The sequence below is a fragment of the Rickettsiella endosymbiont of Miltochrista miniata genome (assembly GCF_964031245.1).
Classification (GTDB): domain Bacteria; phylum Pseudomonadota; class Gammaproteobacteria; order Diplorickettsiales; family Diplorickettsiaceae; genus Aquirickettsiella.
In genome coordinates, this window is the sequence record NZ_OZ035017.1 from 781,828 (window position 1) to 804,650 (window position 22,823).

General features: G+C 41.5%; 23 protein-coding genes and 1 tRNA gene. 15 read left to right on the plus strand and 9 right to left on the minus strand.

All coding sequences use genetic code 11. From position 1 onward, the window contains the following. Window positions 1-155 precede the first annotated feature (155 nt). The 3 genes from rluB to AAHH40_RS03545 are packed head-to-tail and all read left to right on the plus strand — an operon-like array spanning window position 156 to window position 1,554. On the plus strand, window positions 156-893 hold the full coding sequence (rluB, locus tag AAHH40_RS03535) for a 23S rRNA pseudouridine(2605) synthase RluB (protein WP_342220741.1): 738 nt from the start codon (window positions 156-158) through the stop codon (window positions 891-893). A 48-nt stretch (window positions 894-941) separates the two neighbouring features. Continuing rightward, window positions 942-1,220, plus strand: coding sequence for a BrnT family toxin (locus AAHH40_RS03540; protein ID WP_342220742.1), 279 nt, complete (start codon window positions 942-944; stop codon window positions 1,218-1,220). Next, complete coding sequence (locus tag AAHH40_RS03545) at window positions 1,189-1,554, plus strand: helix-turn-helix domain-containing protein (RefSeq protein ID WP_342220743.1); 366 nt, start codon at window positions 1,189-1,191, stop codon at window positions 1,552-1,554. The genes AAHH40_RS03540 and AAHH40_RS03545 overlap by 32 nt, the downstream gene beginning before the upstream one ends. Here AAHH40_RS03545 and AAHH40_RS03550 read toward each other — a convergent pair. Then, window positions 1,547-2,056 (minus strand): hypothetical protein, encoded by a 510-nt coding sequence (locus AAHH40_RS03550; protein WP_342220744.1) that lies wholly within the window; start codon window positions 2,054-2,056, stop codon window positions 1,547-1,549. The genes AAHH40_RS03545 and AAHH40_RS03550 overlap by 8 nt on opposite strands. Window positions 2,057-2,236: 180 nt before the next feature. Here AAHH40_RS03550 and sdhC point away from each other — a divergent pair, with 180 nt between their 5' ends. The 9 genes from sdhC to AAHH40_RS03595 all read left to right on the plus strand — a co-directional run bounded on the left by sdhC (window position 2,237) and on the right by AAHH40_RS03595 (window position 13,060). Next, window positions 2,237-2,608, plus strand: coding sequence for a succinate dehydrogenase, cytochrome b556 subunit (gene sdhC / locus AAHH40_RS03555; RefSeq protein ID WP_342220745.1), 372 nt, complete (start codon window positions 2,237-2,239; stop codon window positions 2,606-2,608). Beyond that, window positions 2,602-2,964: a succinate dehydrogenase, hydrophobic membrane anchor protein gene (sdhD, locus tag AAHH40_RS03560; RefSeq protein ID WP_342220746.1), complete on the plus strand. Its 363-nt coding sequence runs from the start codon at window positions 2,602-2,604 to the stop codon at window positions 2,962-2,964. Before sdhC ends, sdhD begins: the two co-directional genes overlap by 7 nt. Further along, window positions 2,961-4,727, plus strand: coding sequence for a succinate dehydrogenase flavoprotein subunit (sdhA, locus tag AAHH40_RS03565; RefSeq protein ID WP_342220747.1), 1,767 nt, complete (start codon window positions 2,961-2,963; stop codon window positions 4,725-4,727). The genes sdhD and sdhA overlap by 4 nt, the downstream gene beginning before the upstream one ends. A 201-nt stretch (window positions 4,728-4,928) precedes the next feature. Then, window positions 4,929-5,627, plus strand: a complete 699-nt coding sequence (locus AAHH40_RS03570) for a succinate dehydrogenase iron-sulfur subunit (RefSeq protein ID WP_425287970.1) — start codon at window positions 4,929-4,931, stop codon at window positions 5,625-5,627. 26 nt (window positions 5,628-5,653) lie between these two features. Beyond that, window positions 5,654-8,443 carry a 2-oxoglutarate dehydrogenase E1 component gene (locus AAHH40_RS03575; protein ID WP_342220748.1) on the plus strand — a complete coding sequence of 930 codons (2,790 nt, stop codon included), beginning with the start codon at window positions 5,654-5,656 and terminating at the stop codon, window positions 8,441-8,443. A gap of 33 nt (window positions 8,444-8,476) precedes the next feature. After that, on the plus strand, window positions 8,477-9,712 hold the full coding sequence (gene odhB / locus AAHH40_RS03580; RefSeq protein WP_342220749.1) for a 2-oxoglutarate dehydrogenase complex dihydrolipoyllysine-residue succinyltransferase: 1,236 nt from the start codon (window positions 8,477-8,479) through the stop codon (window positions 9,710-9,712). A 266-nt stretch (window positions 9,713-9,978) separates the two neighbouring features. Beyond that, window positions 9,979-11,154 (plus strand): ADP-forming succinate--CoA ligase subunit beta, encoded by a 1,176-nt coding sequence (sucC, locus tag AAHH40_RS03585; RefSeq protein ID WP_342220750.1) that lies wholly within the window; start codon window positions 9,979-9,981, stop codon window positions 11,152-11,154. A 48-nt stretch (window positions 11,155-11,202) separates the two neighbouring features. Further along, window positions 11,203-12,072: a succinate--CoA ligase subunit alpha gene (gene sucD, locus AAHH40_RS03590; RefSeq protein ID WP_342220751.1), complete on the plus strand. Its 870-nt coding sequence runs from the start codon at window positions 11,203-11,205 to the stop codon at window positions 12,070-12,072. Between the two features lie 10 nt (window positions 12,073-12,082). Further along, window positions 12,083-13,060 carry a cysteine synthase family protein gene (locus AAHH40_RS03595; RefSeq protein ID WP_342220752.1) on the plus strand — a complete coding sequence of 326 codons (978 nt, stop codon included), beginning with the start codon at window positions 12,083-12,085 and terminating at the stop codon, window positions 13,058-13,060. Between the two features lie 183 nt (window positions 13,061-13,243). On the opposite strand, the gene AAHH40_RS03600 is transcribed toward AAHH40_RS03595, so the two are convergent. Further along, window positions 13,244-14,974 carry a hypothetical protein gene (locus tag AAHH40_RS03600; RefSeq protein WP_342220753.1) on the minus strand — a complete coding sequence of 577 codons (1,731 nt, stop codon included), beginning with the start codon at window positions 14,972-14,974 and terminating at the stop codon, window positions 13,244-13,246. A gap of 180 nt (window positions 14,975-15,154) precedes the next feature. Between AAHH40_RS03600 and AAHH40_RS03605 the strand changes: the two genes are divergently transcribed. After that, window positions 15,155-15,490: a hypothetical protein gene (locus tag AAHH40_RS03605; RefSeq protein ID WP_342220754.1), complete on the plus strand. Its 336-nt coding sequence runs from the start codon at window positions 15,155-15,157 to the stop codon at window positions 15,488-15,490. 1 nt (window position 15,491) lies between these two features. Here the strand turns inward: AAHH40_RS03605 and ychF are convergent, their stop codons facing one another. The 3 genes from ychF to AAHH40_RS03620 all read right to left on the minus strand — a co-directional run bounded on the left by ychF (window position 15,492) and on the right by AAHH40_RS03620 (window position 18,028). Next, a complete protein-coding gene (ychF, locus tag AAHH40_RS03610) occupies window positions 15,492-16,583 on the minus strand; it encodes a redox-regulated ATPase YchF (protein ID WP_342220755.1) in 1,092 nt (363 codons plus the stop codon). A gap of 12 nt (window positions 16,584-16,595) precedes the next feature. Then, window positions 16,596-17,210: an aminoacyl-tRNA hydrolase gene (gene pth / locus AAHH40_RS03615; RefSeq protein ID WP_342220756.1), complete on the minus strand. Its 615-nt coding sequence runs from the start codon at window positions 17,208-17,210 to the stop codon at window positions 16,596-16,598. Window positions 17,211-17,317: 107 nt separating this feature from the next. Beyond that, complete coding sequence (locus AAHH40_RS03620; protein ID WP_342220757.1) at window positions 17,318-18,028, minus strand: 50S ribosomal protein L25/general stress protein Ctc; 711 nt, start codon at window positions 18,026-18,028, stop codon at window positions 17,318-17,320. A 342-nt stretch (window positions 18,029-18,370) separates the two neighbouring features. Here AAHH40_RS03620 and AAHH40_RS03625 point away from each other — a divergent pair, with 342 nt between their 5' ends. Then, window positions 18,371-19,492, plus strand: a complete 1,122-nt coding sequence (locus AAHH40_RS03625) for a TcdA/TcdB catalytic glycosyltransferase domain-containing protein (protein WP_342220758.1) — start codon at window positions 18,371-18,373, stop codon at window positions 19,490-19,492. On the opposite strand, the gene AAHH40_RS03630 is transcribed toward AAHH40_RS03625, so the two are convergent. The 4 genes from AAHH40_RS03630 to lolB all read right to left on the minus strand — a co-directional run bounded on the left by AAHH40_RS03630 (window position 19,452) and on the right by lolB (window position 22,003). Further along, the gene (locus tag AAHH40_RS03630) at window positions 19,452-20,402 is read right to left on the minus strand and encodes a ribose-phosphate pyrophosphokinase (RefSeq protein WP_342220794.1); all 951 of its coding nucleotides are present in this window, start codon (window positions 20,400-20,402) and stop codon (window positions 19,452-19,454) included. The genes AAHH40_RS03625 and AAHH40_RS03630 overlap by 41 nt on opposite strands. 52 nt (window positions 20,403-20,454) lie before the next feature. After that, window positions 20,455-20,529: transfer RNA gene (locus tag AAHH40_RS03635), tRNA-Gln, on the minus strand. Further along, the gene (gene ispE / locus AAHH40_RS03640) at window positions 20,509-21,387 is read right to left on the minus strand and encodes a 4-(cytidine 5'-diphospho)-2-C-methyl-D-erythritol kinase (protein WP_342220759.1); all 879 of its coding nucleotides are present in this window, start codon (window positions 21,385-21,387) and stop codon (window positions 20,509-20,511) included. The genes AAHH40_RS03635 and ispE overlap by 21 nt, the downstream gene beginning before the upstream one ends. Window positions 21,388-21,391: 4 nt before the next feature. Further along, the gene (gene lolB / locus AAHH40_RS03645) at window positions 21,392-22,003 is read right to left on the minus strand and encodes a lipoprotein insertase outer membrane protein LolB (RefSeq protein WP_342220760.1); all 612 of its coding nucleotides are present in this window, start codon (window positions 22,001-22,003) and stop codon (window positions 21,392-21,394) included. 60 nt (window positions 22,004-22,063) lie between these two features. On the opposite strand from lolB, the gene AAHH40_RS03650 reads away from it, so the two are divergent. Continuing rightward, entirely contained in the window at window positions 22,064-22,789 is a 726-nt protein-coding gene (locus tag AAHH40_RS03650; protein WP_342220761.1) for a 16S rRNA (uracil(1498)-N(3))-methyltransferase, read from the plus strand. The last annotated feature ends 34 nt before the right edge of the window (window positions 22,790-22,823 follow it).

Here is a 22,823-nt window from a genome sequence, read left to right on the forward strand (position 1 = left end):
TAATATGGCAATAAATATTCTGGCTAACATGTCACTCCTGTAACGAACTTTTCATCCTGAAAGCATGTTTGAGTATACCATTAAATCACAATTGAAAAAAAATCAGCAAAAAAGTTTAATTTAGCATAACATGAGAGGATTAATGAGTTATTTGCATGAATGAAAAAATACAAAAAGTATTGGCCAATTTAGGTATTGGATCGCGTCGCGAAATAGAACGTTGGATCCGCGAAGGTCGAATTCGGATTAATCAACAGGCCGCCAAGCTGGGTGATAGAATTGATTTGACGGCAAAAATTTTGCTAGATGGTAAGCCTATACCTTTAATACCTACTACTGATTTTAAGCGCCGCGTGCTGATCTATCATAAACCAGAAGGCGAGATCTGTGCACGTTCGGATCCGGATGGTCGGCCGACGGTATTTGAACATTTGCCTCCATTACGGGGTCAACGTTGGATTATGATCGGTCGTTTGGATATTAATACCTTAGGTTTACTTGTTTTCACCAATGATGGCGAATTAGCGCATCGCTTATCGCATCCTTCTTATGAAATTGAAAGAGAATACGCCGTGCGTGTGTTAGGTAAAGTCGATGAAAAAATTTTGCAGCGTTTAACAGAAGGAGTGAAATTAGAAGATGGCATGGCAGCGTTTACGCGAATTGAAGAGCGGGGCGGATCGGGTGCCAATCATTGGTATCATGTGGTGCTGAAAGAAGGGCGTAACCGTGAAGTCAGGCGTTTATGGGAGTCACAAGGTATTAATGTCAGTCGTTTGTTGCGCGTACGATTTGGTAATGTGACCTTGCCAGAAGATCTGAGTAGAGGCCAACACCGCGAATTAAAAGCCGACGATATCCAAAAATTAGCGCGTTTAGTCGGTTTAGATTAAAAGTCGGTTATAAAATACCCCTTGAATTATATACGTCATTGACGTATTATGATTAATATGCAGGTATTCGAATGGGATGAAACCAAAAGAGCGCTCAATCTAGATAAACATGGGATTGACTTTCTTGATGCCGTTGAAGTATTTCATGATCCAAACCGGATACAATTAGAAACCGTCCGTCATGGTGAAATTCGTTATCAAACGATTGCCAATGTTAACAATATAGTTTTATTGATTGTTTATACAATTAGGAACAGGGTGAAAAGAATTATTTCTGCGAGGAGGGCTAGTAAAAATGAACGCAAAGCTTATTTCGATGCACAATAAACGTCAGAAGGGTAAAACGGCGTGGAGAAAACTTAAATCAATGACGGAACGTCAGATTAAAAAATCTGCAAAGTCAGATCCAGATGCTCCTTTATTAACGGCGGCACAGTTGAAGAAATTTAAGCGTGTATCCCCTATTCAAACAGTCGATATCAAAGCAATACGTACCCGCTTACATCTCTCTCAGGATGCATTTGCTCATTATTTTGGTGTAAGTATAAGAACTATTCAAGAGTGGGAGCAACATAGAAGGGAGCCTACGGCAACAGCGCGTAATTTTCTTAAGGTCATTGAAAAGGAACCAAAAGCGGTATTGAGGGCATTGACTAAATAATACATTTTCTATCATCACTCCCTTGTTGTTGAACAAATTCTGTTAAATTTTCTTTCAAAAGCTTGGGTAGAGGTAATTGATCAATTTGCTGAATTCGTATGTTTTTAGATAATGTAAAGAAGCAGCATTTTTTTAAGCTTTTAATCTGGTAACGCCCAATTTGAATTTTAAAATAGCTTAAAGAAATTTCTTCATTCAAAAGTAGTTTGGTGAAAAAATCAATTTTTTGGTTATTTGCAATTTTTGCCAGATAAGCTTTCCAGTGATCAAATTCAGGTTCAGTCATGTCCTGGAAGCAATTAAAATTACCTGCTTGAAAATTTGCGAATTTCCCCTGTAAAAATATTTCATCTAGAAAAGTTTCATATTTTTCTAAATAACCTGGAGAAACTAAGAACTTCTTGTTTGAGTGTTGCAGTTGTAACAATAGCTCGAGCATGGTAAAAAAAATAGCTTGAGGAGGAGAATTGAGAAGTGAAGGTTTATTGAAGGCTTCCTGCATTTGATCCCACCATTAAAAATTTTATCTTAACATAGTGTGTAATATCCGACTGAGTCTATTACTCATCTCATGTATAATATATCAGCTATAAAGAATACAAGTAATTTGTATTTGCGCGCTATTTAAGCGTATAATCGCCCAGTCTTTTTTACCCTGGTTTCATTAAAAGGCTTACACTCTGTGAGTAAACGACCCATTAATCTTAATTTATTGACGATTCGCTTTCCTGTCACGGCGATCGTGTCCATTTTGCATCGAATCTCTGGTTTTTTCTTATTTTTAATTATCCCGGTTTTTTTAGCTATCGTGGCACTGACACTACAGAGCCCAGAGGCTTTTTTTACCGTGCATACCTGCTTTGCGCATCCCTTAACTAAATTGATCCTCTTAGCTTTTTTATTTGCACTTTTTTACCATTTATTTGCCGGACTACGCCACCTGTTAATGGATGCTGGAATGGGTGAAGAATTGAAATCCGCTCGTTTTAGTGCCGGTTTGGTTATCGTGCTAGCAATACTACTGACCGGTCTGATGGGAATTTATTTATGGTAAAAAAATTAACTAATGTAACCAGTCTGAGCGGTAACGGCATGCGCGATTGGTTAATCCAACGTACTACTTCGGTTATTTTGGCTGCTTATATTATTTTTTTATTGGCGTTTATTCTGTGCCATCAACCTCTAGATTATATGACGTGGCAGAGTTTATTCAGTCATTTCGGTATGCGTTTGTTTAGTAGTTTATTTTTATTAAGTTTATTTTGGCATGCTTGGATCGGTATGTGGACGATAGTGACGGACTATATTAAATCAGCGGGTTTACGTTTAATCAGTCAACTCATCATTATCATTGCGCTATTCCTCTATTTTATCTGGGGTTTAGTTATTTTCTGGGGCACACATCTATGACCTTACCGACATACACATTTGATGCGGTGATCGTTGGTGCCGGCGGCGCGGGTATGCGTGCAGCATTACAATTAGCTCATTCTGGCCAGAAAGTTGCACTGATTTCTAAAGTATTTCCAACACGTTCACATACGGTTTCGGCGCAAGGCGGAATTACCTGCGCTTTAGGTAATGCGCATGAAGATGACTGGCGTTGGCATATGTACGATACCGTTAAAGGTTCCGATTATTTAGGCGATCAAGATAGTATTGAATATATGTGTAAAACCGGCCCTGAAGCGGTGTATGAACTTGAACATATGGGCTTGCCGTTTTCGCGTATGGACTCTGGAAAAATCTATCAACGTCCTTTTGGTGGACAATCCAAAAATTTTGGTGGTGATCAAGCGGCACGAACCTGCGCCGCTGCGGATAGAACCGGTCACGCCTTATTACATACCTTGTATCAGCAAAACTTAAAAGCTAAAACCCATTTTTTTAATGAATGGTATGCCATAGATTTGGTTAAGACACCGCAGGGTCATGTCGCGGGGCTGACTGCGTTATGTATTGAAACCGGCGAAGTGGTCTTTTTTCATACTCGAGCGACTATTTTAGCGACCGGTGGCGCAGGGCGGATTTTCCAATCCACGACCAATGCGATGATCAATACTGGTGATGGTATCGGTATGGCCTTACGCGCGGGCTTCCCAGTGCAAGACATGGAAATGTGGCAATTTCATCCGACGGGGATTGCCGGCGCGGGTGTATTAGTGACAGAAGGTTGCCGCGGCGAAGGTGGCTATCTGATTAATAAAAACGGCGAACGTTTTATGGAACGTTATGCACCACATGCCAAAGATTTAGCTTCTCGCGATGTAGTCGCACGCGCCATGGCCTTAGAGTTACGTGCCGGAAACGGATTTAATCCAGAAGGGGTCGATTATTTAAAATTAAAACTCGATCATCTAGGCGCAGATATCATTAAAAAACGTTTACCAGGAATTCGGGAATTGGCGATGACATTTGCGCATGTGGATCCGATTACCACACCTATTCCTGTTGTTCCAACTTGTCATTACATGATGGGCGGAATACCCACCAATGTTCATGGTCAAGTTATTACGGTTGATATCGAAGGTCAGGATCAAGTGGTTGAAGGCTTATACGCCGCAGGTGAGTGTGCTTGCGTTTCCGTGCATGGTGCGAATCGCTTGGGCGGTAATTCTTTGCTGGATTTAATTGTATTTGGCCGCTCCGCCGGTTTACATGTCGGCGAATCCTTAATCCAGGATTTACCGTTGCTAAATATAACGCAAGATGATTTAGAGGTTGCCTTAAGTCGATTGAATCGTTGGGAGCAATCTAAACAGGGTGAAAGCTTGGTCGAAATTCGGCATGCGATGCAAAAAGTGATGCAAACCGATTTTGGTGTGTTTCGTACGGCAAAATATATGGAAGAGGGCTTAGTCAAACTAAAACAATTGCGAGAACGTCTAAACCACGCTGTTTTGAGCGATCATAGTCAAGTTTTTAATACCGCTCGTATAGAAGCCTTAGAGCTCGATAACCTCATGGAAGTAGCCTATGCTTCAGCCATATCGGCATTAACGCGTGAAGAAAGTCGTGGCGCGCATAGTCGTGAAGATTTTCCGAAACGAGATGATAAAAATTGGTTAAAACATTTACTATACTTTTCTAAAGCGGATACCATAGGATTTAGACCGGTTAATCGGAAACCTTTGACGGTTCCACCCATGGATCTCAAAGAACGGACTTATTGATGCAACATAAAAAAATTGCCGTCATGGCGGCGAATGTAGATTGCCGCGCGCCTGCGGCGCTCGCAATGACGATTAATATTTTCGGCGCTCGCAATAGACGATTAATATTTTTGGTGCTCGCAATGACGAATAAGTGCTAGGCGTTCACAACAACTCTATTTTTTAACTTGATCCTATTATTCAAGGTTATTAGGCTAAATTATGCAATTTTCTATTTATCGCTATGATCCCGAGATCGACAAAAAGCCTTATATGCAGGATTACACGCTGGAGATTGCGTCCGGTAAAGACATGATGTTATTGGAAGCCTTGGAGTGCTTAAAAGAACAAGATCAAAGCTTGAGCTTTCGTCGCTCTTGCCGCGAAGGTGTGTGCGGATCCGATGGTATGAATATTAATGGTAAAAATGGTTTGGCGTGTATCACACAGGTTTCATCCTTACGTTCACCGATCGTTTTAAGACCGCTGCCTGGCCTACCCGTAATCCGGGATTTAGTGGTGGACATGGAACCTTTTATTCGTCAATACGAAAAAGCCCAGCCGTATCTCATCAATGATAAAGAACCGCCCGCCAAAGAACGTTTACAATCACCCGAGGAGCGTGAAAAGTTAGATGGGCTTTACGAATGTATTTTATGCGCTTGTTGTACCAGCGCTTGTCCTTCCTATTGGTGGAATCCGGATAAATTTTTGGGGCCAGCGGCCTTATTGTGGCTCTGTCGCTTCTTGGTGGATAATCGCGACGATGCCAAAGAGCAACGTTTAGCAGAATTAAATGATCTATTTAGTTTATTTCGTTGTCGGACTATTATGAATTGTACCACGGTCTGTCCTAAGGGTCTTAACCCGGCTAAGGCAATAGGTCATATACGTTCAGAGCTTTTAAAAGAAGAAGTGTGAAATTTTAATAGGTAAAATTCAACATCATGACTGAGCAATTAAAATCGGCGCAGGCCTTACAGCAAAATTCCTATCTATTTAGTGGCAATGGCACTTATTTAGAAACCCTCTATGAGCAGTATCTGCACGACCCGAGTCAACTCAGTGCTGAGTGGCAAACCTATTTCAGTCAACTAAGTGATAAAGAAAATGATGTTTCGCATGCCGATATTCGCAGCTATTTCACTGAATTAGCGCAACGACCAGTCGGGAATCGTAAAACCAACGAGACCAGTGATTTACACTATAAGCTGTTAGGATTAATTGATGCCTATCGCCGTTATGGCCATTATCAGGCACATTTGGATCCCTTAGCATTAGCGGCAAAACGAGAGATAGTCGATTTGAGTTTAGAAAACCATGACATTAGTGCACAAGACTTAACGCGCATCGTTAATCTCAATGGCTTACTCGGTTTACAAAGTGTTACTGCAGAAAGTTTACTGGCGCAGCTTAAAAAGATCTATTGCAGTAGCATCGGCTTTGAATATGAACACATTACTGATCATGCGCAGCGGTCTTGGCTGCAAGATCGGATTGAATCGGTGGCGGGTAAACCCAATTTCTCAGCGCAGATTAAGAAAACTATTTTAAAAGGTTTAATCCAGGCCGATGGTTTAGAAAAATTTCTTGGCAATAAATTTGTCGCACAAAAACGTTTTTCTTTGGAAGGCGGTGACAGTTTAATTCCTTTGCTGGAAGAATTAGTCGCGCATGCCAGTGCCGCTGCAGTGCAAGAAATCGTCATTGGTATGGCGCATCGTGGCAGATTAAATGTGCTGATTAATATTTTAGGTAAATCACCTGCTAAATTATTCGAAGAATTTGCCGGTAAGTTAACCCAAGAAAATCGTTCTGGCGATGTCAAATACCACAAAGGTTTTGCTGCCGATATAAAAACCGACCATGGGGTGATGCATATCGCTATGGCATTTAATCCTTCACATCTAGAAATTGTTAATCCGGTGGTGGAAGGTTCGGTACGTTCACGTCAAGAACGTCGAGAAGATAGCAGTAGAAAACAAGTACTACCTTTACTGATTCATGGTGATGCGGCTTTTTCTGGTCAGGGCATCGTGATGGAAAATTTCGAATTATCGCAAACCGAAGCTTACGGTACCGGTGGGACTTTACATATCGTCCTGAATAATCAACTTGGATTTACCACTGATCCGCAAAATGCACGTTCTAGTTGGTATTGTACCGATCCGGCTAAAATAGTCGATGCACCGATTTTTCATGTCAATGGTGATGATCCTGAAGCGGTATTATTTACGTTACAACTTGCGTTTGATTTTCGGCAAACCTTTAAAAAAGATGTGGTGATTGATTTAGTCTGTTATCGTCGTCACGGTCATAATGAGGCCGATGAACCTGCCGCGACACAACCGTTAATCTATCAAACCATTAAACAATTACCGACTGCAAAACAACAATATGCCGATGTCTTAATTAGTCAGAATATTGTGAGTGCGGAAGAAGTGCAACTATGGTCCGATGAGTATAGAAATCGTTTAGATAATGGGCAACCCGTGGTGCAACGTCTTACCAGCGATTACGAAAATCCGTTTCGTATCGATTGGCGTCCTTATCGTTATCAAGATTGGCGGTCACCCGTGGATACCGCGGTGAATTTAGATGACCTTAAAAAATTAGCCACGCAAATAGAAACCTTGCCGCAAGGTTTTGTATTGCAAGCGCAAGTCGCTAAAATTATGCAAGATCGACGTAAAATGACCGCCGGTGAATTACCATTAAATTGGGGTTATGCTGAAACCATGGCCTACGCTACGTTATTGCAAGAAGATTACGAGGTACGCCTGTCCGGTCAAGACAGCGAGCGTGGAACTTTTTTCCATCGCCATGCTGTGTTGCATGATTTTAATACCAATCAAACCATCGTGCCGTTAGCGCAGCTGGCTAAAAATCCACATGCGTTTACCGTGATTGATTCGATACTCTCAGAAGCCGCTGTCATGGGTTTTGAGTATGGTTATGCTATTTCTAACCCGAACAGTTTAGTCATTTGGGAAGCGCAATACGGTGATTTTGTTAATGGCGCTCAAGTGGTTATTGATCAATTTTTAAGTTCCTCGGAACAAAAATGGGGCAGACTGTGTGGTTTAGTTTTATTTCTACCGCATGGCTATGAAGGTTCAGGTCCTGAACATACCTCAGCGCGTTTAGAACGTTTCTTACAGCTCTGTGCACAAGACAATATGCAAGTCTGCGTGCCCAGTACACCGGCGCAGATTTTTCATTGTTTGCGACGACAAATGTTACGACCGTATCGAAAACCTTTGATCTTGATGACGCCGAAAAGTTTGTTACGTCATAAATTAGCGGTTTCCACTTTGCAAGAATTAAGCAGCGGTGGTTGGCAATCGATTATTTCTGACAGTGAAGTTGAGAACAAAAAAATAAAACGTGTCGTTTTATGTAGCGGTAAAGTTTATTATGATTTACTCGAGCAACGTCGCGCACAAAAACGGGATGATATTGCACTGATTCGCATCGAACAACTGTATCCTTTTCCAGACACTGAGTTGAGTGCTGAACTAAAACGTTATTCTAAAGTAAAAGATATTCTATGGTGCCAAGAAGAATCTAAAAACCAAGGTGCATGGTATTGTATCCAACATCACCTTGTTTCGTGTCTTGCAAAAACTCAAAGTTTGCGTTATGTGGGTAGGCCGGCTTCCGCAGCTCCCGCGGTGGGTTCGTCTTTAGTGCATGCAGAAGAACAACAAACATTGGTTAAAGAAGCTTTAACCTAAAGCTGAGTTAATTTTAATGAGAGGAATCCAGAAATGAGTAGTATAGAAGTCAAAGTTCCGATGTTACCGGAATCGGTTGCTGATGCGACCGTCGTCACATGGCATAAAAAACCAGGTGAAAGGGTTAAACGGGATGATAATTTAGTGGATCTGGAAACCGATAAAGTTGTTTTAGAAGTACCGGCACCCGCCGACGGTGTGATGGGCGAAATTGTAAAACAAGCAGGAACTGTGGTTAAAGCGGGTGAAATTTTAGCGCATCTAGATACTGACAAGGAAGCTAGTATGAAAACTGAGAAACCTTCTGCATCTACATCTCCATCCGCTGCGATACCCGTCGCAGAAAAACCTAAAACCGCCGATAGTGCTGCCCATTTGGCGGGGCCTGCGGCAAGACGCACTGCGGCTGAACAAGATTTACCCTTAGAAAATGTTCAAGGTAGCGGTAAATCGGGACGTGTGACGCGAGCCGATGTATTGCAGCAAGCACCTGCTTCTGCACCATCAACACCCCATCTTTCGAATCGACTGTCTGACGTGTCTGCATCGGCTATGCATGCCAGCAGCGAGCGCTTGGAAAAACGCGTGCCCATGACACGTTTACGTGCACGTATCGCTGAGCGGCTGGTGGCTGCACAGCATAATGCCGCAATTTTAACGACTTTTAATGAAATTAATCTGCATAAGGTAATCGAACTGCGTAGTATTTACAAAGATAGTTTCGAAAAGAGACACGGCACACGTTTAGGTTTTATGTCTTTTTTTACCAAAGCCGTTATCGAAGCCTTAAAACGTTTTCCGGCAGTGAACGCATCCATTGATGGTAATGATGTGGTTTATCATAGTTACTTTGATATTGGTATTGCTGTTTCAACCGATCGCGGTTTAGTGGTGCCTATTTTACGCGATGCGGATCGTTTATCGTTTGCTGATATAGAAAAAACTATTGCTAATTATGGACGTAAAGCCAAAGATAATCAGATCGCCATTGAAGACATGACCGGCGGTACCTTCACCATTACCAATGGCGGAGTTTTCGGCTCGCTATTAGCCACACCGATTATTAATCCGCCGCAAAGTGCGATACTCGGGATGAATAAAATAGAGGAACGACCGGTGGCGGAAAACGGCCAGGTGGTCATTAGACCAATGATGTATGTTGCTTTATCCTATGATCATCGTATTATTGACGGCAAAGAATCAGTAAGCTTTTTAAAAACTATTAAAGAGTTACTGGAAGATCCGTCCCGTTTATTAATTGATGTTTAAGTGATAGTTATAGCTTCAGTATAGGGTAAAAAAATGTCATGATTGAACTTTCGTCATTGCGAGCGCCGCAGTTATTCGTCATTGCGAGCACCGCAGGTGCGCGGCAATCTCTGGATGGCCACGGCCTCACTGACGTTTCGGCCTCGTCATGACGGCTTTTTTTGATTTTTTGTTCTATCTGGAGACCTACAGCATAAACTATAGTTAATCACAAACTATCCGTTACATTTTTTTAAAGAAGTAATAATTAGGAGAAAAAGAAATCCATGAATCTACACGAATACCAAGGTAAAGAACTATTTAGCGAATATGGATTACCCGTGCCTTTAGGTAAACCCGCTAACACAGTCGAAGAAGCCTTGGCCGCTGCCGAAGCGTTAGGTGGAAATGCATGGATGGTCAAAGCGCAAGTGCATGCCGGTGGCAGAGGTAAGGCCGGGGGTGTGAAATATGTTACCAGTAAAGAAGCGGTAGCAGCAGAAAGTAAACGTCTACTCGGTCGACGTTTAGTGACTTTTCAAACCGATGAGCACGGGCAACCGGTTAATCAAGTACTGATTGCACAACCTTGTGATATAGCACGCGAATTATATTTAGGTGCGGTGCTGGATCGCAGTACCCGGCGCGTCGTCATCATGGCGAGTACTGAAGGTGGTGTTGAAATTGAAAAGGTGGCGGAAGAAACACCGGAAAAAATATTAAAAATCACTATGGATCCTTTGCTAGGAATAATGCCTTATCAAGCGCGCGATATTGGTTTTAAATTACGGTTAACGCCTAATCAATTAAAGGAATTTACGCAAATTTTATTAGGTCTGGGTAAGATGTTTGTCGAGCGCGATCTGAGTTTAGTAGAAATTAATCCTTTGATTATCGACAAAAATGATCACGTGATCTGTTTAGACGCCAAAGTAGTGGTCGATGATAATGCTTTATTTCGCCAAGCACAATTACGTGCGATGCGCGATCCTTCACAAGAAGACGAACGCGAAAATCGCGCCCATAATTGGGAATTAAACTATATCGCCTTAGACGGTGACATCGGTTGTATGGTGAATGGTGCGGGTTTAGCCATGGCGACTATGGATTTAATTAAATTACACGGTGGTAATCCTGCTAATTTCCTAGATGTCGGTGGTGGTGCTACACAAGAACGTGTTACCGAAGCATTTAAGATCATTTTATCCGATGAAAAAGTCAAAGGTATATTGGTTAATATTTTTGGCGGTATCGTGCGTTGTGACATGATTGCTGATGGAATTATCGGCGCAGTCAAAGAGGTGGGTATTAAAATTCCAGTGGTAGTGCGTTTGGAAGGTAATAATGCGGATTTAGGTGCTAAAAAGTTATCTGAAAGCGGTTTAAATATCATTGCAGCGACTAGTTTAACCGGAGCAGCAGAGCAAATAGTGGCGGCTGTTAAATCACCACAGACGGCTTAAGCCTAATAGCTACAAAAATAATCGTATTTTCTTATTAAAGGTAGATGTATGAGTATATTAATCGACAAAAAAACTAAAGTCATTTGCCAAGGTTTCACGGGAAAACAGGGAACATTTCATTCAGAGCAAGCCATCGCTTATGGTACACAGATGGTAGGTGGCGTGACACCCGGAAAAGGTGGATCACAACATTTAGATTTACCGGTGTTTAATACCGTAGCCGATGCCGTTGCTGAAACGGGTGCGGATGCCAGTGTCATTTATGTACCGGCGCCTTTTTGTAAAGATTCCATTATTGAAGCCGCCGATGCGGGTATTTCATTAATTGTCTGTATTACCGAAGGCATACCCGTACTCGATATGTTAGATGTGAAGGTTTATTTAGAAAATAATACTAACGCACGCTTAATAGGACCGAATTGTCCGGGTGTGATTACACCAGGCCAATGTAAAATTGGCATCATGCCGGGTTATATTCACCAACCGGGTCGCGTTGGTATCGTGTCACGTTCCGGTACGTTAACCTATGAAGCAGTTAAACAAACGACCGATTTAGGTTTAGGTCAAAGTACCTGTGTGGGTATTGGTGGGGATCCGATTCCAGGTATGAATTTTGTGGATGTATTACGTTTGTTTCAAGAAGATCCACAAACAGAAGCCATACTCATGGTGGGTGAAATCGGCGGTACAGCTGAAGAAGAAGCGGCAGATTTTATTAAAACCTATGTCACTAAACCCGTGGTCGCTTATATTGCCGGCGTGACAGCGCCCGCCGGAAAACGTATGGGTCATGCTGGTGCGATTATTTCTGGAGGTAAAGGAACTGCCGCTGAAAAATTTAAGGCCTTAGAAGCTGCCGGTGTGCATACCGTAAAATCACCCGCCGATATGGGTAAAATGGTCGCACAATTAATATGATCAATTTTTAATGATGATGCGTTCTATTTTATACGCAATTGGCAATACGCCGTTAGTTAAATTAGAAAAAATAGTTCCAAATAAACACGTTACCATCTTAGTTAAATGTGAATTTGCTAATCCCAGCGGCAGTATTAAGGATCGTATAGTCGATTATATTATTGCCGATGCCGAACAAAAGGGAAGGTTAAAACCGGGCGGCACTATCATTGAAAATACGTCCGGAAATACCGGTGCCGCTATCGCCATGTTAGCGGCAGTAAAAGGCTACCGTGCAATTTTGACTATGCCGGATAAGGTGAGTATAGAAAAACAAAATACCTTACGTGCCTACGGTGCCGAAATTGTCGTGACACCGACCGCTGCTGCTCCGGACTCACCTGAACATTATGTCAATGTTGCCAAGCGCATCGCCGCCGAAATGCCAAATAGCTTTCGACTGGATCAATATGATAACCCGAAAAATCCTGAGGCACATTACGTCAATACTGCGCCGGAAATTTGGCAACAAACACAAGGTAAAGTCGATATCTTTATTGCCTCCGGCAGTACCGGCGGCACTGTTTCTGGTGTGGGTCGTTTTTTGAAAGAAAAAAACCCAGCGATTAAAGTGATGATGCCGGATCCCGTCGGTTCTATTTACTATGAATATTTTACGACCGGAAAAATTCCCCAAGAGGGTAATTGCAATTATTTAGTGGAAGGCATAGGCGAAGATCACATCGCGAAAGCCTTAGATTTTTCTGTATTAGATGAGATTATCCCTTTTACGGATAAAGAAGCGTTCTTGATGGCACGGCGTTTAGCCAAAGAAGAAGGTTTGTTAGTCGGAGGTTCATCCGGTGCAAATGTATGGGCCGCATTGAAAGTCGCTGCCGACTTACCCGAGCCTGCCACTATTGTCACTATTTTGCCAGATAGCGGTATTAAATATCTCAGCAAGATCTATAATGATGAATGGATGCAAGCGCATATTTTTCGCGATTAAAGTGGACTTATTTAAATAATTTTAATTGCTTAAAGAGATGAAATCCTTGATTTGATTAAGCGCGGCCATCTAGTTTAAGGTATATGGATTGCCGCGCGCTCCGCGCTCGCAATGACGATTAATATTTTACGCGCTCGCAATGACAAAAGATTTTTTTATAGGTTGAAACCGAAAATTGATTTATTAAGCAAAATAACTTGCTGATGAGGGTGAGGTGCTTAAACAAGAAAATTCGTTACATTCACGATTAAATTTTATAATTTCAGCTGCTTCCTTTAAAGCGGTTTTGCATTCTTCTTTATCGTTAGCATCAAAAAAATGCACGCCTAATGTTTTTTTCCATTTTGCTTGCATCGTTGTTGCTTCGTCACCAAATAGCTCTTCCATGCGTTGATAAGCAATGCTACTTTGTCTTCCTTCGCGGATACGTTGCAGAAGTTCTCTGCGAGCCTCGCTTTTTTCCTCATATTCTCTTTGACTTTTATTCCACTCCATGAAGCGTTTATTGTTATAGGCAACAATTTCTGGATCCTCCATAACTAAATAAAGTTGTGATAACAATTGTTGTAAAAAGTTTAAATCTGGCTCGCAGTTTAACTGTAAATGTTGCGGTAATTTTTTTAGTATAAGCTTGGCTACATTTAGAGGCTTGCCGATAGTCTCGTTGTTAAAAAATTGATAAAAAGCCCGATGAATATCTTGACGTGTGTTTTCTTTGCGTACGTAGATCATAAAGTTATCTTTAATAAATACTTTTATGGCGAGAATGCTGTGCTCAGCAACAGCAGATTGGCATGCGATTGAGAAATTTTTACGATGTTCAAGTGAAACGTGAGGAGCTTGGAAAAATTTTTTAAGATTTTCTATATCAAGCGGCTTTTTCGTTAAACTTTGTAGGGCAAGAAATTGAAATAGGCTAATTGGATAGATGTCAGATTGTTCTTGTATCTGGATCAATAATAGCAAGTCCGAGTTATCTGCAGTCGCTTTATTTTCTTTTATAGCGTCATCATTCATTTCAGATGCATTAGCGTTAAACACAGATGTAATTAATTGATCGATCAGATCGGTCCGTTGTTCTTCTGGGCACAGATTAAGGAAGTAGTGTGTAGCTTGCTGAAAGTTTTGACTATGGACCAAGAATTTTTCAAAAAAACTGTATCTTGCGGGTTCATCAAGTTCTAGTAGGTATGATGTTAATATCGGATGTTGAGTTTCGAGTAATTGGTTAATTAATGTGTGTATGAAGATAGGAGAAAAAATTATTTTGGGGTTACGCGATAAGACAAACTCTAGCAATCGTTCAATGACATAAGCATTTAGAAAATTATTTAGACCAAATTTCCGAGTGAGTAGTTTATCCTCACACTCTTGGATAGCCAATTGAAAAACGGTCGCCTGATTGGCCATTAAAGATTCATCGGACAGTGATAAAATAAGGATTAATTTATCTTCTAGCAGAAATTTATCTTTTAGAAGCGCACACCATTTTAAGTTTCGTGGAGAACAATTAAAGGCGTTTAAAGTACTAAAATACTGGAGATAAAATTTAGTTGGAATACGCTGCAGAACTTCTTTTAAAATAGATGTCTGTTTATTATCAGGATCAAATTGATTAAAAATTAAAATTAAAAGTTCTAATGTGATGGTTTTATTTTCTCGTGTAAAAATGTTGCTAATAATTTCTCTGGCTATTTTTTTTTCTGTCACTGTGCAAACATTTTTTTCAAAAATAGATAATAAATTTGGAAATTTCTCCCATGGGAAATGGGAGCAACCCGAGTGTTTCAACTTATCAATAAAGTCGCGGCACCTAAAATAAAAATTACTCGGAGTTTTAAAAAAGGGTAGCCAATAACGGAGTAGTAAAATCCAACGTTTCGGTATCAGTTGATCTAAATAGTCTAAATGCATATGCGCTCCTTATCCTGGAGTTTGATTTGAAGGATAATCCTTATCTATCAAAGTTAAAGTATAACAAAAATTAAATAAATTAGATAACTTTATAAAAAAAATTAAAATAAAAAATAAAATTAAAAATGATATATTTGGTTAAAAATATTGTAGAATGCGTTTTTTTAAAAGAGAAACACTATGCTGACAGGAAATACTTCTTTAACCAATGCATCATCCACTTTTTCTAATTCTACATCCGATTTATGTTTTTTTCACACTGTGCAACAATTAAAAGGGTTAACTTTATTCGAGCTTAAGCAAGAAGAAAAATTAGACGAACTACAAAAAAATGTGGAGTGTGCACTTGGAAAATATAATTTAAAAGTTAAGCGAACAATACATGAAAAGCCATTAACATTTTTAGAGCGTACTTTATTTACTTTAGCTTCTGTTTTTAAGAATACTTCAAGCCCTGTAAATTTCAGAACTTCTGAACCTAAAGTCATTTCATTGACACAACCAAGAAATTTTTAAACTAAACATTAAATAAAAAATGCATCACGTCGCCATCTTTGACCAGATAGGTTTTACCTTCTAAGCGCCATTTACCGGCTTCTTTCGCGCCTTGTTCACCTTGGTAACGTATGAAGTCATCATAATTGATGACTTCAGCGCGGATAAAGCCTTTTTCAAAATCGGTATGGATACAGGCGGCGGCTTGTGGTGCGGTGGCGCCTTTGTGTACCGTCCAAGCGCGGACTTCTTTGACACCGGCGGTAAAGTAGGTTTGTAGATCCAGTAATTCATAACCGGCACGTATCAAACGATCTAAACCGGTTTCGGTTAAACCGCAGTCGCGTAAAAACTCCTGTTTTTCCTCATCACTTAAATCGATACAGTCCTCTTCTAATTTGGCGCAAATCGCGACGACTTTGGCTTTGTCTGCCAGGGCATAACTTTCTAATTGCTCGAGTAATAAATTATTCACAAAACCCTTTTCATCCACATTGGCAATATATAACGTCGATTTCAGCGTTAAAAAAGAATAGGGACGTAACAAGTTTAATTCTTCGGGGCTGAAATCAAGTTGACGCAATAAACGACCTTGGTTTAATTCCGGAATGATGCGCTCTAATAAATTTTTACTTTGTTGTGCTGATTTGTCGTTAGATTTACTGGCTTTATTCAGCCGTAACACCGCTTTTTCAGCGCTCTCTAAATCAGCTAAGGCTAATTCGGTATGAATCGTTTGCACATCCGCGACGGGATCGACGAGCCCGGTGACATGTACTACATCGGGATCTGCAAAACAGCGTACCACATGCACAATCGCATCGACTTCGCGTATATGAGCTAAAAATTTATTTCCTAAACCTTCACCTTGTGCGGCTCCTTGTACTAAACCGGCGATATCAACAAACTCCATGCTGGTAGGTATTATTTTTTGTGGTTTTACAATTTTGGCTAGTTCATTGAGACGTGGATCGGGAACGGGGACGATACCGACATTCGGTTCGATGGTGCAAAAAGGGTAGTTGGCGGCTGCAATTCCGGCTTTAGTTAGTGCATTAAATAGAGTGGATTTTCCTACATTGGGAAGCCCAACGATGCCGCATTTAAATCCCATAAAGTTTTCCCGTTATTCTTGTTGAGTATGTAACATTTGCATGGCTAGGTCATGTTTGCCTTCGGCAAATAGGGTTAACGTAGTCAATGCTTGCTCGATAGCCAGCTCTATTCTTTGTTTATCTGCGACAGAAGGTGAATTTAAAACATAATCGTGCACGCGATCACGGTGCCCAGGATGGCCAATTCCCAGCCGTAGCCGCCAAAAGTCTTTGCTCTGCAAATGTTTAACAATATCTCTTAAGCCATTATGTCCGCCATCACCCCCTCCTTGTTTGTAGCGTGCGGTGCCGGGTAATAGATCTAAATCGTCATGGACAATTAATATGGACTCAATGGGGAGATGATAAAAATGGGCTATGGCCTTGATTGCCCGCCCCGAATCATTCATATAAGTGTTAGGGATGAGCAGCCAACATTTACCAGTGGCAAGAGACCAAGCAGTCACCGAGGCATGGAATTTATTTTCCATTTTTAAAGGGGATAAGGAGTGCTGATTTAGCAGTGCGTTGATCAGCCATGCTCCGGCATTATGCCGGCTTTTTGCGTAGTCCCTCCCAGGATTCGCTAAGCCGGCAATCAGCTGTATACTCTTCGCACTTGAATTTTTGTCTGTGTTGCCGCTCAATTCGCAATCCTCTGGTATTGTACACTCCAGGTTGTTGCACAGCGACGCGGCACTTGCCAAAAATCCAATTGCTGTGAGTATATGGGATGAGTTGCCATGCGACAGGCTTAGTGTTTGTCCTTTTCGGCCTTTTCTTTACTCTCACCCGCTGCTTGTTCGGCATCATCTTTGACATTAATCGCAGGTACTTCAGCCGATTCAGGCGCTGTAGTGAGATCTTCTTCGACCACCGCACGTGGTATATGGATATTGACCACCGGTCGGTCATCTTCATGACTGATGGCTGCGGTTAATTCGACACCTTGCGGTAAGTGGAGCTGGGATAATAAGATGGATTCATCTAGTCCCAAGTGGGACACGTCGACTTCAATGTACTCTGGAAGTGCCGCTGGTAAGCAGCGAACTTCGACACTATTTAACAGTTTGGTTAGCACACCTTCAGCGTCTTTAACCCCAGGGGCCATTGCTTCTCCCTTAAAATGTAAGGGGACAGACATAGTGATTTTTTCTTTGGCCGATACGCGCAATAAGTCGACATGCAGGATACGTGGCTTATAGGCATGCCGCTGCAAGTCTTTTAATACCGCTTTTTGCTCGATGCCATCGATTTTGATGGTTAAAATATGCGAGTAAAAGGCTTCATTTTCCAGGGCCCGTAATACCTGATTATGATCTAAGGAGACAGGTAGGGGTGGCTCTGAAGCGCCATATAAAATAGCCGGAACACGATTCTCAAGACGGCGGAGACGGCGGCTCGCACCCGACCCAAACACCTCTCGAGCTTCAGCGTGGAGTTCAAATAAGTGATTCGTTGACATCGATTTATTCCTCAAATTCAAAAAAAATACCTACCCCGCGACCAGGATAAGTGGGCAGTAGTTTACGGGGATTTATCATAAAACTCCAGGGGTTTTTAGGGGCTTTACAAAAGGTTCATGGAATAAATATTTGGATTGCCGCGCACCTACGGTGCTCGCAATGACGAGAGTTGGTATGTGCTCGCAATGACGATTAATATTTTACGTGCTCGCAATGACGAGAGTTGGTATGTGCTAGCAATGAGAGTTGCTTAATATCTTTTTTTCATAATGGCTTAAGTTTCAATTAGTACAATAGTAACAGACGCCTTAGAAAAATAATTTGATATCAGGTGGTATCCTATGCCTAATTCTGCAGCTATCCCATCAGAACTTCATTTCATCTGGCTAGGTAGTCCCTTACCAAAGAAATATCTCATTACACTACTAGAGCTTATACCGATTGCTCGACGCTCTGGATTTAAGATTAATTTATGGGTTGATCATCCATCCCATTATTATCAGTCTCTGGATAGATACATGCCTGATCTGGAGTTGTCTGCACAGAGTTCGTTTTTACAGGTTAAAGAACTTGGCGAATTAAAGCATGAAATGAAAAGTAATGAATTTTTCTTACAGGGAAATACACATAATGTGATTGATGAGATAAAAGCAGGTGCTTTTACTCGACGTCAGGATCGATATAGTGATTTTTGGCAGTGTGTTGAACGGGAAATGATCGGTGCAAAGAATTTTGCTGCCGCGTCTAATTTATTGCGCTATACCATCCTTTATTTAAAAGGCGGTTATTATTTTGATACCGATACAAAATTTGATTTTTTTAATATTATTCGTGATCAAAATCGTAAATGGCTAATACAATCGTCACTACTTGATGGGAAATACACACTTTGCGCTGAACAATTTCCGCTAGAGTTTTCATCGGTTTGGTGGCGTAATGACATCCTTGCTGCGGTGCCTAAACATCCCATTTTAGAAATAACTATAGGGAGTGCCCTAGATGCTTATAATGACCTTGATAAGCTTAAGCTCAGCGATTCTGGGAAGCATGAAAAAACGGAGATGGATAAGAAACGATATAATCATAGAAATCCGCAGCAAGGTGATCGCCTTGAGTTGACCAGTCAGTCGAGCGGCTCGCTCTTGCTTACTGAGGTTATAGAAGCATGCCAGGAGCAAGTACTATCTTCGATAGAAAAAAGTCAATTAGATACATTGGCTAAGAAACGTGAATGTTTGACTAGCAAAAAAGTATCGTTCGCAAACCTGTCTATTGATATAGCAGAAACAACTGATCTAACTTGGCTAAAGCCAGATAAAATACCAGTAAAAGCTTTTGACGATAGTGCTATTCCTAGCCGATCACGATACGGATTTTTTACTCGTCAAGCTGAAGAAAACAAGTCAAACTCCGAAAAACAAATTAGTCAACAAACATCGAGCTCACCGATTCTTCGGAATTAATGCGGCAAATCGTTTTTGCCAACATATCACTCAAACTCAGTTGGCGAATTTTTTTGCAATGCCGTGCTTCATCGCTTAAGGGTACCGTATCGGTGACGACAAGCTCATTGATACATGAGTTTTGAATATCGTTAATGGCATTGCCGGATAAGACGGGATGCGTACAATACGCCATGACTAAATTGGCGCCATTTTCTTTTAATGATTGGGCGGCCAAACAGAGTGTGCCACCGGTATCAACAATATCATCGACCAATAGACAATTACGGTCTTTAACTTCACCGATAATATGCATGACTTCGGTTTTATTCGGACCGGTACGGCGTTTGTCGATGATGGCAATATCGGCATCATTAAAGCGTTTAGCAATAGCGCGCGCTCTAACCACGCCCCCTACATCCGGTGATACCACAATAAGTTGTTCATTGCTTTTGTAAAGCTTTTGACTTTCCATATCCTTTAAGATTTCGGGTGTGGCATAGACATTGTCCACAGGAATATCAAAAAATCCTTGGATTTGATCGGCATGCAGATCCACCGTGAGTAAACGACTAATGCCGACGGCAGTCATCATATCCGCAACAACGCGCGCGGTAATCGGAACTCGTGAAGAACGAATGCGGCGGTCTTGTCGACCATAACCAAAATACGGAACGACAGCGGTGATACGTTTAGCCGATGCACGACGTAAGGCATCGGCCATAATGATAAGTTCCATTAAATTTGTGTTAACCGGCGGACACGTCGGTTGCATAATAAATACGTCTTGTCCTCTGACATTCTCTAAGATCTCTACCATGATTTCACCGTCACTAAAATGACCGACGGTGGCTTTACCTAATTCTTTTCCTAAATGTTTAGCGACTTTTTCTGCTAAAGGTCGGTTAGCGTTACCAGTAAAGAGCATCATTTCAGACACAGAGGAACCTCAACGTGTTAAATAAAAAAGGACGGATGAATGGTGGCTGGGGTGCTAGGATTCGAACCTAGGAATGCCGAGATCAAAACCCGGTGCCTTACCACTTGGCGACACCCCAATTTTTCATTATTTGTTGTAAAGGTGAAGTGGTTAACCCTTTACAGACAAAGCCTTGATAAGGCGATTTAATTTTTTCTAGTAGTGTTTCAGCGGCTATTTTTGACTTAAGTGTGGCAAAAATACACGCTCCGGTCCCTGATAAGCGAGCAGGAGCATAATGATTTAAGAAGTCTAAGCCCTCTGCAATCATCGGATAATCCTGCCTAACGATGTGTTCAAAATCATTATGTGTATTTAATGATCCGCTTAAAAAGGTTTGTATTTTGATGGGTGTCGTGTTGTATGTCAATCGGGGATGTGAAAAAAGTTTTGCAGTTGAAATAGTCAATGGTGGAATCATGACTACAAACCAGGTTTCAGGTAACGGTATCGCTTGTAGTTTTTCGCCAATGCCTTCCGCCCAACTGCTTACTCCTTTGATAAATATCGGTACATCGGCGCCGAGTGTGATGCCTAAGCTCAATAATTCGTCTAAAGGAAGATGCATGTTCCATAAGTGATTTAAAACCACGAGTGTCGTTGCTGCATTGGAACTACCACCACCTAAACCGCCGCCGATAGGAATTCGTTTTTTGATCAATATATCGACACCAGGTAAGTTTTTATTTCTATCTTGTAATAATCGTGCTGCTTTAATCGCTAAATTATCCTCATCGGGGATGACCGCCGCGGTGACCGGATTAAGTAATGATAAACATGTGCAATTAATTTGTGGATCGGAGCGTTGTGTAAAACTTAATTCATCGCAGTAATCAATCAGTTGAAAAACGGTTTGCAGTTCATGATAGCGATCGGGCCTTCGACCGGTCAGATGTAAAAAAAGATTTAATTTAGCAGGGGCTGGCCAATAGTACATGTTGTTATTTAATATTCCAGTGATTGATTATAATACGGACTTGCCATTGGCAATTGGACAGATCAATACGATCCGGTAAATCAATTTTTCCAATGTTAGTGAAATGTCGGTAAACCACACGCCAACCGGATTGCCGTAATTGCATGAGTCGGTTATAGGCATCTAGATTGGTGATATAACGGGATTGTGGCGCCGGTAGACCGCGTAACCAATAATAAAATTGTGAAACGGGTAAATTTAAACCTAATTGATCATGTAAGAGTTGTTCTGGACTTTGTGCATGATAGGTTTGTTGATGCGTGGTTAAACTGATTTGCTTAGGACTTCCGGTAAGTACCGCGCCTTGTGACCCTAAAGGTCCAAAAAAGCTGAGTTGATAATTAGGATAGATCTGTTCCCAGCTGAACGAGGCATTCACACCACGACCCGATGTTTCGTGTATGGCAAGGTTGCCATTGACACGAAAATTTTGTATCGCATTTAGTTGCGTTTTGCGTTGTGCCCAGGGAAGATAGTGATTCACTATTTTAGGCTTAGGGAGTGGTGTGGGGGCTTGCGACAAACTCGCGCAGCTGCTCAAAAAAATCGCTAAAAGAATGACGCTAAGCTTGTGCATAAAAATTTACCAGCAAAATATACGCTTTGAGTATATTAAATTGAGGTCGTTAAACATTCTATGCGTCTGACTCGTATCTATCAACCGCAAGCTTTAAACACCGGGCAAATAGTCAACTTAACTAAAGAGGCGGCAGGACATTTAATTCGCGTACTGCGTTTACAGGTTGGTGATGAGTTTATCGTATTTAATGGTAAAGCGGGAGAATTTCGCGCCATTATTATCGAGCTAAATAAAAGCATGGTGAAGGTGAAGCTCGGTGAATTTGATGCAGTGAATCGTGAATCGTCTTTGCAAATTACCTTAGCGCAAGCAGTTTTGCGATCCGATAAAATGGATTATATGTTGCAAAAAGCGGTGGAATTGGGCGTGACACGCTTGATACCGATGTTAACGGCGCATAGTACACTGAAGTTAGCACCCGAACGCTGGCAAAAACGCAGTTTACATTGGCAGGGCGTGATGCTCGCGGCCTGTGAACAATCAGGAAGAACACGTTTGCCGAAACTAGAAAATCCTATGACCTTTGATGTGGCTACCACGTCGATAAAAGCGGATCAGCGGATAATTTTACAGCCTGGCTCCAAGCAAAATATCAATTCTTTACCCCATTGTCAGAGTGTTGCGCTATTGGTGGGACCCGAAGGCGGTTGGTCCGAAAATGAGTTGAAGTGTGCACGGGTTGCAGATTATAGTCCCATGCAAATGGGACCCCGCGTCCTAAGGGCAGAAACTGCCGGTTTGGCCGCGGTAAGTATCGTACAAAGTTTGTACGGTGATTTATAGAATCACCCGTCATGGCGAGCGAATGGGGATTGCC

Coding starts and splice junctions, on each gene's coding strand:
- rluB (WP_342220741.1), top strand. CDS start 156: ATGAATGAAAAAATACAAAAAGTATTGGCCAATTTAGGTATTGGATCG.
- AAHH40_RS03540 (WP_342220742.1), top strand. CDS start 942: ATGATTAATATGCAGGTATTCGAATGGGATGAAACCAAAAGAGCGCTC.
- AAHH40_RS03545 (WP_342220743.1), top strand. CDS start 1,189: ATGAACGCAAAGCTTATTTCGATGCACAATAAACGTCAGAAGGGTAAA.
- AAHH40_RS03550 (WP_342220744.1), bottom strand. CDS start 2,056: ATGCAGGAAGCCTTCAATAAACCTTCACTTCTCAATTCTCCTCCTCAA.
- sdhD (WP_342220746.1), top strand. CDS start 2,602: ATGGTAAAAAAATTAACTAATGTAACCAGTCTGAGCGGTAACGGCATG.
- sdhA (WP_342220747.1), top strand. CDS start 2,961: ATGACCTTACCGACATACACATTTGATGCGGTGATCGTTGGTGCCGGC.
- AAHH40_RS03570 (WP_425287970.1), top strand. CDS start 4,929: ATGCAATTTTCTATTTATCGCTATGATCCCGAGATCGACAAAAAGCCT.
- AAHH40_RS03575 (WP_342220748.1), top strand. CDS start 5,654: ATGACTGAGCAATTAAAATCGGCGCAGGCCTTACAGCAAAATTCCTAT.
- odhB (WP_342220749.1), top strand. CDS start 8,477: ATGAGTAGTATAGAAGTCAAAGTTCCGATGTTACCGGAATCGGTTGCT.
- sucC (WP_342220750.1), top strand. CDS start 9,979: ATGAATCTACACGAATACCAAGGTAAAGAACTATTTAGCGAATATGGA.
- sucD (WP_342220751.1), top strand. CDS start 11,203: ATGAGTATATTAATCGACAAAAAAACTAAAGTCATTTGCCAAGGTTTC.
- AAHH40_RS03595 (WP_342220752.1), top strand. CDS start 12,083: ATGATGATGCGTTCTATTTTATACGCAATTGGCAATACGCCGTTAGTT.
- AAHH40_RS03600 (WP_342220753.1), bottom strand. CDS start 14,974: ATGCATTTAGACTATTTAGATCAACTGATACCGAAACGTTGGATTTTA.
- AAHH40_RS03605 (WP_342220754.1), top strand. CDS start 15,155: ATGCTGACAGGAAATACTTCTTTAACCAATGCATCATCCACTTTTTCT.
- ychF (WP_342220755.1), bottom strand. CDS start 16,583: ATGGGATTTAAATGCGGCATCGTTGGGCTTCCCAATGTAGGAAAATCC.
- AAHH40_RS03620 (WP_342220757.1), bottom strand. CDS start 18,028: ATGTCAACGAATCACTTATTTGAACTCCACGCTGAAGCTCGAGAGGTG.
- AAHH40_RS03625 (WP_342220758.1), top strand. CDS start 18,371: ATGCCTAATTCTGCAGCTATCCCATCAGAACTTCATTTCATCTGGCTA.
- AAHH40_RS03630 (WP_342220794.1), bottom strand. CDS start 20,402: ATGATGCTCTTTACTGGTAACGCTAACCGACCTTTAGCAGAAAAAGTC.
- ispE (WP_342220759.1), bottom strand. CDS start 21,387: ATGTACTATTGGCCAGCCCCTGCTAAATTAAATCTTTTTTTACATCTG.
- lolB (WP_342220760.1), bottom strand. CDS start 22,003: ATGCACAAGCTTAGCGTCATTCTTTTAGCGATTTTTTTGAGCAGCTGC.
- AAHH40_RS03650 (WP_342220761.1), top strand. CDS start 22,064: ATGCGTCTGACTCGTATCTATCAACCGCAAGCTTTAAACACCGGGCAA.